Source organism: Neomoorella carbonis, assembly GCF_045278715.1.
Classification (GTDB): Bacteria; Bacillota; DSM-521; order Neomoorellales; family Neomoorellaceae; genus Neomoorella; species Neomoorella carbonis.
On record NZ_CP136420.1, the window covers coordinates 483,895 to 497,846 of the forward strand.

Annotated in this window: 8 protein-coding genes and 1 CRISPR repeat array; of the genes, 1 reads left to right on the top strand and 7 read right to left on the bottom strand. The window is 56.0% G+C overall.

Translation table 11 applies throughout. From position 1 onward, the window contains the following. The first annotated feature begins 137 nt into the window (after positions 1–137). Positions 138–284 (top strand): hypothetical protein, encoded by a 147-nt coding sequence (locus MCACP_RS02430; RefSeq protein WP_406677815.1) that lies wholly within the window; start codon positions 138–140, stop codon positions 282–284. Between the two features lie 222 nt (positions 285–506). Further along, a CRISPR array of direct repeats spans positions 507–5,928; the repeat unit is 37 nt; unit sequence GTTTCAATCCTCGCCCGGCATAGGAGCCGGGCGCAAC. Between the two features lie 170 nt (positions 5,929–6,098). On the opposite strand, the gene cas2 is transcribed toward MCACP_RS02430, so the two are convergent. The 7 genes from cas2 to cas3 form a co-directional block, all read right to left on the bottom strand. Continuing rightward, positions 6,099–6,389 (bottom strand): CRISPR-associated endonuclease Cas2, encoded by a 291-nt coding sequence (gene cas2, locus MCACP_RS02435; protein ID WP_406677816.1) that lies wholly within the window; start codon positions 6,387–6,389, stop codon positions 6,099–6,101. A gap of 165 nt (positions 6,390–6,554) precedes the next feature. Continuing rightward, positions 6,555–7,586: a type I-C CRISPR-associated endonuclease Cas1c gene (cas1c, locus tag MCACP_RS02440; RefSeq protein WP_406677817.1), complete on the bottom strand. Its 1,032-nt coding sequence runs from the start codon at positions 7,584–7,586 to the stop codon at positions 6,555–6,557. A 67-nt stretch (positions 7,587–7,653) separates the two neighbouring features. Then, on the bottom strand, positions 7,654–8,298 hold the full coding sequence (gene cas4 / locus MCACP_RS02445; protein ID WP_406678660.1) for a CRISPR-associated protein Cas4: 645 nt from the start codon (positions 8,296–8,298) through the stop codon (positions 7,654–7,656). Positions 8,299–8,365: 67 nt separating this feature from the next. Continuing rightward, complete coding sequence (gene cas7c, locus MCACP_RS02450) at positions 8,366–9,259, bottom strand: type I-C CRISPR-associated protein Cas7/Csd2 (protein ID WP_406677818.1); 894 nt, start codon at positions 9,257–9,259, stop codon at positions 8,366–8,368. A 44-nt stretch (positions 9,260–9,303) separates the two neighbouring features. Further along, entirely contained in the window at positions 9,304–10,986 is a 1,683-nt protein-coding gene (cas8c, locus tag MCACP_RS02455; protein ID WP_406677819.1) for a type I-C CRISPR-associated protein Cas8c/Csd1, read from the bottom strand. 9 nt (positions 10,987–10,995) lie between these two features. Continuing rightward, a complete protein-coding gene (gene cas5c / locus MCACP_RS02460; RefSeq protein ID WP_406677820.1) occupies positions 10,996–11,697 on the bottom strand; it encodes a type I-C CRISPR-associated protein Cas5c in 702 nt (233 codons plus the stop codon). A gap of 60 nt (positions 11,698–11,757) precedes the next feature. Next, the gene (gene cas3 / locus MCACP_RS02465) at positions 11,758–13,932 is read right to left on the bottom strand and encodes a CRISPR-associated helicase Cas3' (protein WP_406677821.1); all 2,175 of its coding nucleotides are present in this window, start codon (positions 13,930–13,932) and stop codon (positions 11,758–11,760) included. Positions 13,933–13,952: the final 20 nt, after the last annotated feature.

Consider the following 13,952-nt stretch of genomic DNA (forward strand, 5'->3'; position numbering starts at 1 on the left):
GGGTGAACATATGTGGCCGATAGGATTTGGCGGTGACGGGGTTTATAGTTTATATTGGGAGCAGGTCTTTTAAGAAAAGGTCATATCGTTTATGGGAAACAAGCACTACCCTCCATGCTGTCGCTGTCCTTTCACCCTTGGGTGCTCAGCTTGGTTACCTGCGTTCCGGGCTGGCTGCCATTCTTACCGCTCGCTATGCCACTGGCGAGGTATTTTCTGCCCGGGTGGTGCTGCACGCCGGCCATGACGCTAATGAGAGATTGCATATAGAAGTGTGGCGGTAGGAGGCGCGAGTGAAAGCTATATTTGTCATTGCGCCGGTTTAGGATTTATTATTGTTTCAATCCTTTTATCATGTTCATTTCTCCCACATCAACTTACCCACCCCCGGCTTCTTTGGTATCGTTAATTTTTGCATCCAGCGAAATGGGTTGCTCTTTTCTCGGCCCGGCATGGGAGCCGGGCGCAACGAGTTCGTCCACTCCCCCGGCGTGGCCCGTTGTCCAGTTTCAATCCTCGCCCGGCATAGGAGCCGGGCGCAACCAAACACGGGCGATTTTTGCGGCGTTGGACCGAAGTTTCAATCCTCGCCCGGCATAGGAGCCGGGCGCAACATATCTAACATTTGGATATAGGTCTGTTACAAAATTGTTTCAATCCTCGCCCGGCATAGGAGCCGGGCGCAACGCCGCCTGCCCCCGTTCCTGGCGAAGGTTGACCCGGTTTCAATCCTCGCCCGGCATAGGAGCCGGGCGCAACATATTACCGGCTGCATTGGCTGTAGTTTGCAGCCAGTTTCAATCCTCGCCCGGCATAGGAGCCGGGCGCAACCTATCTTGACAGTAATTTATTTGTTTACCAATTTGTTTCAATCCTCGCCCGGCATAGGAGCCGGGCGCAACCAGTAACTTCAGGACGCAACCTGGCTGTATTAGGTTTCAATCCTCGCCCGGCATAGGAGCCGGGCGCAACGTTTTGTTTTTGCGGACCATTTTGGTGACCTCAACGTTTCAATCCTCGCCCGGCATAGGAGCCGGGCGCAACCTGGCAGGCGGCGCCTGTCGGCCTCCAGATCAACGTTTCAATCCTCGCCCGGCATAGGAGCCGGGCGCAACGCGGCAAGCTAAACTGCCGCCACCAAAAACGAGGGGGTTTCAATCCTCGCCCGGCATAGGAGCCGGGCGCAACGAATTTAATCTTACATGAAACCCTGGAGGTAAAAGTTTCAATCCTCGCCCGGCATAGGAGCCGGGCGCAACCCTGTTAATTTTGTCAACGGCGGCAGCGTATCTTTTGTTTCAATCCTCGCCCGGCATAGGAGCCGGGCGCAACGGGTAAGGCAAATTAACGATAGATTAATACAAGATGTTTCAATCCTCGCCCGGCATAGGAGCCGGGCGCAACGCGCCTCCATCATATGGATACACATTGCCTATAGGGTTTCAATCCTCGCCCGGCATAGGAGCCGGGCGCAACTTGAGGAGCGTGCCCTCGGTGCTGCCAGCAGGGTCGTTTCAATCCTCGCCCGGCATAGGAGCCGGGCGCAACAGATCTAGGGGAATCGGCTCTCGCCGCAAAATAGGTTTCAATCCTCGCCCGGCATAGGAGCCGGGCGCAACAAAAACCCATATCATTTACCGGCCCCGTTGGGAGGTTTCAATCCTCGCCCGGCATAGGAGCCGGGCGCAACAGGAAGCGGGCATACCACGTGGTATGTTCCAGGTGTTTCAATCCTCGCCCGGCATAGGAGCCGGGCGCAACATGATGCCGGCAATTCCGGCGCCGCAACCATCTGCGTTTCAATCCTCGCCCGGCATAGGAGCCGGGCGCAACCCGTTTTGAACCGGAAGGAGTTAGGGTTTATAAGGGTGTTTCAATCCTCGCCCGGCATAGGAGCCGGGCGCAACAAAAGACCGCAGGAACAGGTTGCTGTCGCTGGATGTTTCAATCCTCGCCCGGCATAGGAGCCGGGCGCAACAGGCAAAAGTTTATATATAACACCATCAAATTTATGGTTTCAATCCTCGCCCGGCATAGGAGCCGGGCGCAACAGGTATAAGCCTACACCACTTACCTGATAGGGATTGTTTCAATCCTCGCCCGGCATAGGAGCCGGGCGCAACAGGTTAATCCTTGCGGCCCGGCCCAAAGGAGGATGTTTCAATCCTCGCCCGGCATAGGAGCCGGGCGCAACGGGTAGGGGGTATCCTCCACGTAAGTTTAGTTCTGGTTTCAATCCTCGCCCGGCATAGGAGCCGGGCGCAACACGCCCTTCTTTGGCAGGAGCGGGTGGTGCTGATATGTTTCAATCCTCGCCCGGCATAGGAGCCGGGCGCAACGGTATCCCGTCCTGCTGCTTGCATAGGGCGTAAATGTTTCAATCCTCGCCCGGCATAGGAGCCGGGCGCAACGGTATCCCGTCCTGCTGCTTGCATAGGGCGTAAATGTTTCAATCCTCGCCCGGCATAGGAGCCGGGCGCAACCCTAATTCCAGGTAACAAGGTAACACGCCCCTAAGTTTCAATCCTCGCCCGGCATAGGAGCCGGGCGCAACGCAACCCCGGCGCCGGCGGTGCTCCCGACCCGGTTGTTTCAATCCTCGCCCGGCATAGGAGCCGGGCGCAACCCGGAGGAGGTAAAAGTATGTTTGAACTCTGGTGGTTTCAATCCTCGCCCGGCATAGGAGCCGGGCGCAACCAAGTCGGATAAAGGTATCTGCAATCTCTACCTCGTTTCAATCCTCGCCCGGCATAGGAGCCGGGCGCAACCAGCAGGGCCTGTTTTAATTCAGCTATATTGGCCAGTTTCAATCCTCGCCCGGCATAGGAGCCGGGCGCAACTGCAGGATCTTGTGAGATGTGTCGGCTATGGCAGGGTTTCAATCCTCGCCCGGCATAGGAGCCGGGCGCAACCGGCTAATCCGAACCCTGGCAAAGATTAACCGGAAGTTTCAATCCTCGCCCGGCATAGGAGCCGGGCGCAACGCCGAGGCGTTACTCGATCCCGAGGTAGACGCCCGGGTTTCAATCCTCGCCCGGCATAGGAGCCGGGCGCAACTATAACCGCCGGGCTTGATCAGGTGGCTATGCCCGTTTCAATCCTCGCCCGGCATAGGAGCCGGGCGCAACATTTGGTTAAGGCGCTGCCAAACCTGGGTTTTAGTTTCAATCCTCGCCCGGCATAGGAGCCGGGCGCAACTTATGAAGGAAATTATTAAGGAGGGTATGAAAAAGTGTTTCAATCCTCGCCCGGCATAGGAGCCGGGCGCAACGTAATCCGGCTGTAGCTGGTGCATGTAATCAAGATGGTTTCAATCCTCGCCCGGCATAGGAGCCGGGCGCAACATATCAGCATCGACCCTCTCCCGACTGAATTAGAGTTTCAATCCTCGCCCGGCATAGGAGCCGGGCGCAACAGGTTTATGTAGCGAAAAAATATTTAATACGTTAGTTTCAATCCTCGCCCGGCATAGGAGCCGGGCGCAACGGGTAGGGGGTATCCTCCACGTAAGTTTAGTTCTGGTTTCAATCCTCGCCCGGCATAGGAGCCGGGCGCAACCAGGCCGGGTTTCCCGTCCAAATTTCTTAAATTGTTTCAATCCTCGCCCGGCATAGGAGCCGGGCGCAACACCTGCTCGCCCTCAGACCAGTCCCGGTATTTGCCGTTTCAATCCTCGCCCGGCATAGGAGCCGGGCGCAACCTTTATCCTGGCCGGCAAAAGCATGGGGGCGCTTGTTTCAATCCTCGCCCGGCATAGGAGCCGGGCGCAACGCCGGACCCTGGCGCGGTGAGCGGTGCATTAAAGGTTTCAATCCTCGCCCGGCATAGGAGCCGGGCGCAACCAACAGCAGCGGCGGGGTGGCCGACAGCGACTTAGGGGTTTCAATCCTCGCCCGGCATAGGAGCCGGGCGCAACGCCAGTGCTGTCCTAAAGGCAATGACAACAGGCCGTTTCAATCCTCGCCCGGCATAGGAGCCGGGCGCAACAAGCAAATTTTAAATAAAATAGCACTTAAAGGAGTGTTTCAATCCTCGCCCGGCATAGGAGCCGGGCGCAACCCGGGCATAAGCGGTAACATGGGCTGCAATTGCCGGTTTCAATCCTCGCCCGGCATAGGAGCCGGGCGCAACTCCCGCGCCCCATCCTTTGCTTCATTAAGCACTTTGTTTCAATCCTCGCCCGGCATAGGAGCCGGGCGCAACACGCCAGCCAGTGCTCGCGGCTTAAGGAGGTGATGTTTCAATCCTCGCCCGGCATAGGAGCCGGGCGCAACCTCCTTTCTCCTGGCCCCTCTCTTGCCGTATAATGGTTTCAATCCTCGCCCGGCATAGGAGCCGGGCGCAACTAGCAGACATAACCCTCACGCTCGGCGAGCTCCTGTTTCAATCCTCGCCCGGCATAGGAGCCGGGCGCAACGCTCTACCGTCCCGGCCTGGCCGTTTATCTTCGTGTTTCAATCCTCGCCCGGCATAGGAGCCGGGCGCAACTGTAGGTCTTCCAAATAAGCTCGTTTTGGATTTGCAGTTTCAATCCTCGCCCGGCATAGGAGCCGGGCGCAACTATTAGCACCAGTAATTGTTATACCGTCTAAACTCGTTTCAATCCTCGCCCGGCATAGGAGCCGGGCGCAACCACACAAATAACGCCCAGTTTCATTAGCCGAAAAGTTTCAATCCTCGCCCGGCATAGGAGCCGGGCGCAACGTAGCCTGCTGCACTTCCAGGGGGACGTTGACGCCGTTTCAATCCTCGCCCGGCATAGGAGCCGGGCGCAACTTAGTACAGCAACTGATGGAGCTAGCAGAGCGGTTGTTTCAATCCTCGCCCGGCATAGGAGCCGGGCGCAACGGCTTCCGGCCTACGAGGCGTTTCATGTAGTCAGTGTTTCAATCCTCGCCCGGCATAGGAGCCGGGCGCAACATGGCAGCAGCCAGGATAGGCCAGATGGAATAAAAGTTTCAATCCTCGCCCGGCATAGGAGCCGGGCGCAACGCGACCGCATCATTTGACCATGTTCAGCTATCATGGTTTCAATCCTCGCCCGGCATAGGAGCCGGGCGCAACCTATGCCTGATACCCCGGTAGTTAGCCAAGTAACAGTTTCAATCCTCGCCCGGCATAGGAGCCGGGCGCAACGGGGATCAAGCCGGAACAGGCTGAAGAGATCGGTGTTTCAATCCTCGCCCGGCATAGGAGCCGGGCGCAACTCGCCGCGGTAAATGGATACGGGTAAGCAGGAAGAGTTTCAATCCTCGCCCGGCATAGGAGCCGGGCGCAACGTTAGTCGCATTGCGTAGGAGGTGAAAGCAGTGAAGTTTCAATCCTCGCCCGGCATAGGAGCCGGGCGCAACGCCATCACCATGACCGCATCGCTGTGGTTGTACTTGTTTCAATCCTCGCCCGGCATAGGAGCCGGGCGCAACGACACAAGGCAGATTTGTATATACCGGACAAAAAGTTTCAATCCTCGCCCGGCATAGGAGCCGGGCGCAACGGCCGCATGCCCAGGATGTGGCAGCAAGGAGGGATGGTTTCAATCCTCGCCCGGCATAGGAGCCGGGCGCAACGCGATATGCTTCGCTTTGCAGGAGTTTGCCAGGGCGTTTCAATCCTCGCCCGGCATAGGAGCCGGGCGCAACAAGTACACCAGCAGGACAACCTCCCACCGACCATCGTTTCAATCCTCGCCCGGCATAGGAGCCGGGCGCAACCCGGGAGGCGGCGAAGTCGGTGCCGGGATACACCTGGTTTCAATCCTCGCCCGGCATAGGAGCCGGGCGCAACATTTTTTGCAGGTCTGATCGTCTTATCGCACTGCCGTTTCAATCCTCGCCCGGCATAGGAGCCGGGCGCAACGTTTTCGGCTGCCGTCAGCACCCGCTCGCCCCGATGTTTCAATCCTCGCCCGGCATAGGAGCCGGGCGCAACAGTTCGCGCTAAAACCCTTGGCAGACAACACCTATATTACTATTCTGCGCGAACCTGATGACTGAATTAGAATACTCCATTATGCTTCACCCCTAAAATTAGCTTCAGGCCTTGATTCCCAAAGAACGCGAACCTTCCGGTCTTTTACCCCTTGCTATATGTTCGCGGGTTTACAAAACCAGGGGAGCGTCAAAATCAATCGTTAGGTTGACGCCATACTCCTGGATGTATTTTTTGGGGGGTTCGCGTAACCGGTAAATCCGCAGGCTATCGCTTTTTTCATCAATACACTGCAAGAGCCGCTGTTTTAACTGTTCAAACTGGGCTTCGTTGACCGAACACTCAAAAACGGACTTTTGCACTCGCTGGCCAAAATCTTTACAAACCTGGGCAACTTTACGCAGGCGTTTTTTGCCTGCTTCTGTTTCTGTAGAAACATCATAAGTAATTAAGATATACATATTCCTTACACCACACATAAGAAAAATACCGGCTTAGGGTATAGAAGTATGCTCCATAAGTATTTTTTGGTTGTAAATAGACCTTCCCCCTATCGAGGGTAGCTGGTCATTATTGAATTAATGTTGTCTATAGATAGAGCAGTTATAAAGATCTAATCGCTATATTTACCGGTACATAAAGGGCAAATATTCCTCAGCATCCCCCCTCAGGACACGGGCGAGTAAACGGGCCTGGATGTGGGGTACCAGTCCCAGGGGCACCTTTCTATTCAGGACGGGATGAAGTACTTCTTCCTGCTTGCGTTTTTGGTAGGTAATGGCAATCTCTCTCCGAGCGTTGTCATTAATATGCATGGCGCCTCCAGGGCGTTCGACAAAATCCCCTTCAACTACCTGGCGGCGGTTGATTAAAGTAAGGGCCAAACGGTCGGCCAGGATTGATCGAAACTCCTCCATCAAGTCCAAAGCCAAAGCCGGTCGCCCCGAACGAAGGACGTGGAGATACCCAACCTGAGGATCGAGCCCTACACCTTCGGCGGCGCTAAGACAATCGTTCAGCAGGAGGGAATAGATAAAGGATAATAAAGCGTTCATCCTGTCCAGGGGCGGCCGCCGGTTACGGTGGGTGATTTTAAAGGCTTCGCGGTTAACCCTGACCATGCGATCAAGAGTTGCGAAGTAATGCCGGGCAGCATTTCCTTCGATACCACGAATTTGCTCCAGATCGGGGGAACGTGACAGGGCCTCCAGCCCGTGAGCCAGTTCCCTGGCTGTTTCCTGGAGGGCCTTCCTGTCGTCTTCATTATCGGCTTCCCGGGCACCGCGTAGAACAACCTGCCGGGTGTTGCGGATTTTTCCGGCGACGATATTCCTGGCAATGGCATTTGTTTTTTTACTATCAGATAGGGCTTCATGCTGGGCACGGCGGAGAAAAACATTCCCTGACACCGGGCCTTCCACGCGGGCTTTAAAACGGCCATGCTGATCGTGAAAGACAATTAAGCGTTTATCTTCGGCACACCGCATTATTAAAGGTGTGGTAAGAGTAATATCACCAAAACAGACGATGCTGCCCAGGTGGTGCAGGGGAATCTGCATTTTTAATTGCCCTTCCACCTCGATTTTTACCGTCTCGTGATCTAAGCGCACCAGGGTGCGCGGTGTCATAAGGTACAGGGTGTTTAACAGGATATGCATTGTTTGTCTTCAATCCTTGCACAATTTTGGGTTGTTGGGGATTAACAAATGGTCGATGTTGTACGTTTCAAGTATCACCTTCAGGTTTAAATAATTCACGTAGGAGCATGCGCAGCCGCCCTTTCTCCTTTATCTCCGGCAGGCAGGAGTCCTGTAAAGAACATTCCCGGCAACGCTCATCGGCGGCAGGTGGGGGGAGGATACTGCTACGCTGCATCATGCGGATCTGGATAATTGCCGCTTCCACCTGTTCCCTTAAATGGCTATCAAAAGTAACCTCCCTTCGCCGGTGGGATGAATGATGGTAAATAGCTCCCCTGGGGACCTGCCTGCCGGTCATTTCTTCCAGGCACATGGCCTGGGCACAGACCTGCAAATCATCATGCCGGTGTTTGCGCCTGGGGCCATGTTTATATTCAACGGGATAGGGAACATTGCCGTAAAATTCAACCACGTCGGCCTTGCCGATGAGGCCCAGGCGCAGGGACCAGATGGGCAGGGCGCGTTCAATGCGCACCCCACCCTCCATCTCCATACCTTCAACGTCTACTAGATTATGAACGAAACGTCCTTTCAGGGTATACATATTTTCTGTAAAGGTTTGTTCTACATGAATCAGGGCACACTGCCGCGGACAGTAGGCATAGTGCTCCAGGGCCGAGACCATGACGATATTCCTGTCGTCCCAACCGGGAAGAATGGTGCTTTCCATATATGCCACCTTTTTTGTTCCAATCCTCACCGGCATTGGAGCCGGGCGTAACATGGGTCAAATAATCTTATCCCACTAATCGTGTCAGGATCACCCCGGGCGGCAAGTCTTCTTCGTTGATTGTCACCTGGTAGTCGGCAAAAGAGCGCGCTGCTTTTACTCCATCCCGGCGCTTTACGGTAATGAGTTTAAAGAGGTTGTCCGCCGGAGCGTTGCCGAGGGGGGATGCATGGCTGAAGATATAAAGTCCCCGACAGGCCATCATCCCGCGGCTGGCGGAACGATCCACATCCCACATCCGCTGCAGGGCCTCCCAGAAGACCTCCAGGTCGGCGGCACTGACGCCGGTATCGGCGGCAAAATAAGGATTAAAAAATCCATAGCCCAGGTACAAGCCATAGGGTACCAGGGCTTTACGGCCCATTTCGGTGACCTTGCCTCCCTCGCCCTGTTCGCCAGTGGTGGCATCCTCAACCCTGGTGATGGCGACGCGGGTAATCGAGATGTCCAGGGGAACGATGGGGTCGATTGACCGGGCAAAAGTTAGCTGCATTGGCCCCCGGACCTGGCCGCAGTTGACCCCGGTGGTCATCACGGCACCGAACATGCGGATATCATAGAAGTTCCGGCACATCCACTGCCTGGCTTTGTCGACGATCTCCCGATTTTGTTTGCTACCAGTGGATTTTTCCCCGATGGCGTCGTAGGCCCGCTGGTGCTGGGCGTTTAAAATGCCGTGGTGCTGGACGTAAATCTTCATATTAGCTTCGCTGCCGCGGGTCATGTCCACCCAGTCACGGATTTTTCGTTTGAGGCAGACGTCGGTTACCAGCCCCTGCATAGTCTCGGGGTCAAGGCGCGGGAGGTTGCCGGCATCGGGATCGCCGTTGGGATTGCCGTCCCGGACATCGAATAAGAGGACAAAATCATGGCGTACTTCGGGATTGGTATAAACGGTCATTTTAAATCTCCTCCTGTATTGATAGTCATTTAGATTTTAATGAGCTATGGCCGGGTTTCCTCCCCGTCTTCCTTAGAATTTGTGCCTTCCCTGTTAGCTGCCCGCTGGTGGTAATAACCCAGGGCAAAATAACCCTGCTCTTCCAGGGTTAAAACAGGAGGGAAGGACGACAGGTTTCCTAGAATAGATTCCAGGGCCTGCTGCCAGTGATAGTAAAGGCCGGGCCTTTCCTTGCGCAGCTTGCCTAAGTGGCTCTGGCTGCCGCGGAGCAGCCTGCTGAAGACCGCGGCCGGCGCCGTGGAAGCAGTCCCATAGAAACGGTCGACGATGGTCGCTTTTACCCCTGGAAGGGCAGACCACTGGATGCCTTCCAGGACGGCCAGGAGACGGCCGCAAAGGTAAGCAGGGTTTCGGTTGGACGTGTCCAACTTTTCCAAGGCAGATCCCTCCGCTAGATTTGGTTTTTGAGAGAGGAGAACCAGTTTGATTAAAGCCGCCCGGGACCGGGTTATTTTTTCCCGCTCCTTTTCCGCCCGGGACCGCTTTATGGCTTCATAGAGAAGCCAGTGCGGTAGGGCACCGCCCTTGAGGGCGAAGCGCAGGAGGGCCCGGGGAGTAGCTGGCGGCAGGTCCTTGGGTTCCCGGACGGTGCTCAGGGCTAGGGAGAATAACCCCAGGGGCGGTCCTTCCCGGCCGCCGGCATCGACCAGCCGCTGTAAGGCGAAGTAGCGGCCCAGGTTGCGCTTGACATCCCCCAGGGTAGTTTCCAGCCAGTCGCGCACTGCCACCCGGCCGCCACTGCTGCTCAGGGCCGTGGCATAAAATAGGTTGTCGTCTTCAAGGTCCGCCTGGCGGCCGGTATACACTGCGGCAAGGAGGGCCTTAACGTCCTCCGGCCGGGGATCGGAAAGGAGACTGGCGATGGAAAAATTGCTGGGCTCACGGGTCCAGAAGAGGTAGATACAGGAGCCCAGGCGCAGGTGGGTGGCATCATCTTCAATTAAAGCATTGGCCGCCTTGCCGTAACGCTCGGCGCAGTCGTAGCAGATAGGGGCAATAAGGGAAGCCTGCAAGCCATAAGATTCAAAAGCGGCAGCGTTGGCCGACACCAGGGCCATACCTGATGTCTGCCCCCCGGGGATGCCTTTGATTTTCACCGGGTGGCGCTCGGCCGGAGTTTTAAGCTGGCCGCAGAGCAGGCAGGTGGTAGCTTCTCCCTCCTGGGGATTGGTATAATCGGCCCAGAAGCTTTGTACATCCGGATCTTCTATCGGCAGGCGGCCATCGACCCGGAAGGTTAGATTATCGCCGGGGTTAAAATCCTCGGGGAGTCTAGCCCCTTCAGGGTCCCAGTTTTCCAGGAAGCGCAGGACCGCCTGAACGGATTTATTACCTGTAGAAATGGCGCACTGGCGTACCAGGTCGATAAAGGCCCGGTGACATTCTTTTACCCTTTCCGGTTTTGACTTTTCATCGGACAGGCCCAGGACATAGTCGCCTTTATCGGCCAGCAGCTTTGGTTTAACTCCTGAGGAACGGACTATATTCGGGGCATACATTATTTTGCCGCGGTCCTTGCCCCGGGTTTCAGGCCCCGTAGCTGAAACAAAACCCAGCAAGTTACCCTGGCTGTCCAGATCGATAAACCAGCGGATGGGGGTTTTAACATACATGACCGGGGGCAGGTCCAAGCGGGTGGAATACTCCCGCAGGCTTTCTAAGAGCATGTAATGGGTTCACCTCCCGATTTCTTTATAAAGGTCTTGCGGTACCCGGAGGATGCCGTTTTCCAGGCGGGCGCTGAAGAATACGGGCCTGCCCTCGCCGCTGCCATCAGCGTTATACTGCAGGTCCAGCAGCATCCGGCCGAGATACTCACTGTGCCTGATGGGTTGATCGGCAGGACCGACCGGCCCGAAAAAGGCGGAGAATTCCCGGCAGCCCAGGTAAGGCCGGTGGTAGCACTGGCCGCGTTCCACCCGCCGCCGGAATTGGTCCCGGTATTTTGCCGGGTGAAAATCCAGGGCGTGGGGGGCCAGGACCTGTTCGGCACGGATGATATAGGCTACTTCCCGCAGGGCCAGGGTATGGCGCTGGGCACGGTGCTGGGGTTGGTCAGCATAATAACCGCCGCCGTTCTTGACCCAGCTGCGGGCGGTGGAAACGACCATTTTATCGTTTACTTCATTGCGTAAGATGGAGAAATACCGGATGGGCTTCAATACTTCAATCTGCCGCACTCGCCAGCGAAACTCCGGCTTCCAGAAGATGGCCTCTAGTATTCCCCGGGCTGCCGATGGCGTCATAACGGGATAAGAAACCCGTTCCACCTTCATTTCCGGCCGGGTAAAACAGGCCAGGTCACCCCAGACTTTAACTGCCAGCCATCCTTCGACCCTCGCCTGATCAAACGATCCGGCGCCAGCTGAAGAGTTCATACTTTTCCTTACACCATCCCTTCTAAGAAATTAATAAAACCTTTTGAGAGCTAAAGCTCGCTAAAATACCAGCTCCTCCGGGTCGCGGGCTGTCATCACCAGGCCACGAATTTCGTCGTAACCCCCCAGCCATTCATACAGGCCGGGAGATATTTCGTGGATCAACCCTTCTCTTTGGAGAGAAGTAATCTTATAAGTGTTGATGTTTACCAGGTAAGGCTGTAACTGTCGCATGATTTGACGGCTTACACCCCGGTGGCGGAGGGCGCTGATTAGTTCTTCCACCTTCCGGTCGTCAGCACTTTCATGATAGTTGACAATTACCGGAACCACCCTTTGCTCGATCATCTGGAATTTTTGCGCCACTTCGGGATAATTCAGGTTGCGGCGGCTGGCCTGGATCCCTTTGGCGTCCAGGGTGCAGGACTGGTAGAGACGCTGGAAATAGATCCGGTACAGGCCGGGGTCGTGCAGGTCAACCCCTGTCGCACTGGCAAGCAGCGTAGCGGCGATTTCGGTCCCGGTCTTATAGCTGCCCGGGGGCAAACGGCCCTCTTCAGGATTGAAAATTATCACCCGACCTACCTGAAGCTTTCCTTCCCGGTTGCACCGCCCGGCGGCCTGGACAATCCTGTCCAGGGGACCCACAGCCCGCAGGACGAGGGGGAAATCCAGATCAACCCCCGCTTCGACTACCTGGGTGGCGACCAGACGGCAAGGCCGGCCGTTTTTCAGGCGTCGGCGCACCTCTTGCAGGACTTTGCGTCGGTGAGCCCCGCAAAGGAGGGTGGAGAGATGTAAAGCTTCAGAGTCGCCCAGGGCCTCCAGGAGAGCCAGGGCGTCCTGCTTGGTGTTAACGACAGCCAAGGCCTGGGGGGACTGGCGCATTGCTTCGGCCACCTGTTCCCAGTTCCATTTTTCATTGGCGGCGGGAATCTGGTAACCAACCCTTTTTAACAATGAAAAATATTTTTGCGGATCAGGAATTATTTCCCTTACGCCCTGCAGTCCCCGGAAAAAGGGGCTGGTCTCCAGGGCCGGCTGGGTGGCCGAGCACAGGATGACTGTTACTTCATAAAAGTGGACCAGCTGCTGCAGGACATCAAGGATGGGTTCTAAAAGATGTACCGGCAGGGTCTGGACCTCATCCAGGATGATGACGCTGTTGGCGAGGTTGTGGAGTTTGCGGCAACTGCTGCTGCGGTCGGCGAATAAACTCTCAAATAGCTGTACCGTGGTTGTAACGATGAGGTTGGCATCCCAGTTCTCGCTGGCCAGGTGGGCCCACAGTTCCTCGGGGGTAGGGTTTTCGGGATCTAGCGGCGGGGCAACGGCGCTGTGATGCTCCAGGACATTGGCGTTACCAAAGATATCGCGGTAAACGTCGGCCGTCTGCTCGATAATGCTGGTGTAGGGTATGGCGACAATGATTCTCTCCTTCTGATAACGCAGGGCGTGGAGCAGGGCGAAGGCCATCCCGGAACGGGTCTTGCCGCCGCCGGTGGGTACGGTCAAAGAAAAGAAACCTGGCGTTAGTTCGGCAGCCCGGCAACAGTGCTCGTAGATTTCCCGGCGGATCTGGTTGACATGGCCGCCGCTTTTATCCATTAGCCTTTGCTGGTTCGCTGCTAATAAAGACCATAAATTAGCAATGGAGGCTCCCTTTTGTCGCAATTTTGTCAGGGAAGGATCAAAATGCCTTTCGGTGTCAAGGAAATCGGCATCGACCAGGGAACTGAAGAGAAGGCGCAGGAATAGTTCGACCCGGCTAACTACATCCGCACCTGCTCCTCCCTGCAAAAAGGGCGGCAATTCCATATCCAGGGGTTGTTTCGGTTCTAAAGAGGGGATAACCCGGCGGGCGTTTTGCAGGGCGGTGTTATAACGTTCCAGCTGTACCTTATCATTTAAGCGAGTCTTTAATTCTGCCCGGGCGGGCAGGCCGCCGTGATGGCCGGCGATAACAAAGGCCAGGGGTTCAAAATATTTTGAGGCCAACATGGCACCGGCGCTGGAATGGTTGGGGCCGCGGCGGCCGCCTTCGCCTTGCAGGTAAGCCTGGAACTCCGGATGGAATTTTCCCAAGTCGTGCCAAAGACCGGCATAGTAACCCAGATGCGGCGCTCCCAGCCTGGCAGCAAAATCCCGTGCCAGGTTGGCGACGGCCAGGAGATGCTCATATAATAATTGCCTTTGCCCTTCTGCATTTGCGCTGTGGGCTAGAAACTCAACCATTCCTTTCTATCATCCTTTTT

Coding starts and splice junctions, on each gene's coding strand:
- cas2 (WP_406677816.1), bottom strand. CDS start 6,389: ATGTATATCTTAATTACTTATGATGTTTCTACAGAAACAGAAGCAGGC.
- cas1c (WP_406677817.1), bottom strand. CDS start 7,586: ATGCATATCCTGTTAAACACCCTGTACCTTATGACACCGCGCACCCTG.
- cas4 (WP_406678660.1), bottom strand. CDS start 8,298: ATGGAAAGCACCATTCTTCCCGGTTGGGACGACAGGAATATCGTCATG.
- cas7c (WP_406677818.1), bottom strand. CDS start 9,259: ATGACCGTTTATACCAATCCCGAAGTACGCCATGATTTTGTCCTCTTA.
- cas8c (WP_406677819.1), bottom strand. CDS start 10,986: ATGCTCTTAGAAAGCCTGCGGGAGTATTCCACCCGCTTGGACCTGCCC.
- cas5c (WP_406677820.1), bottom strand. CDS start 11,697: ATGAACTCTTCAGCTGGCGCCGGATCGTTTGATCAGGCGAGGGTCGAA.
- cas3 (WP_406677821.1), bottom strand. CDS start 13,932: ATGGTTGAGTTTCTAGCCCACAGCGCAAATGCAGAAGGGCAAAGGCAA.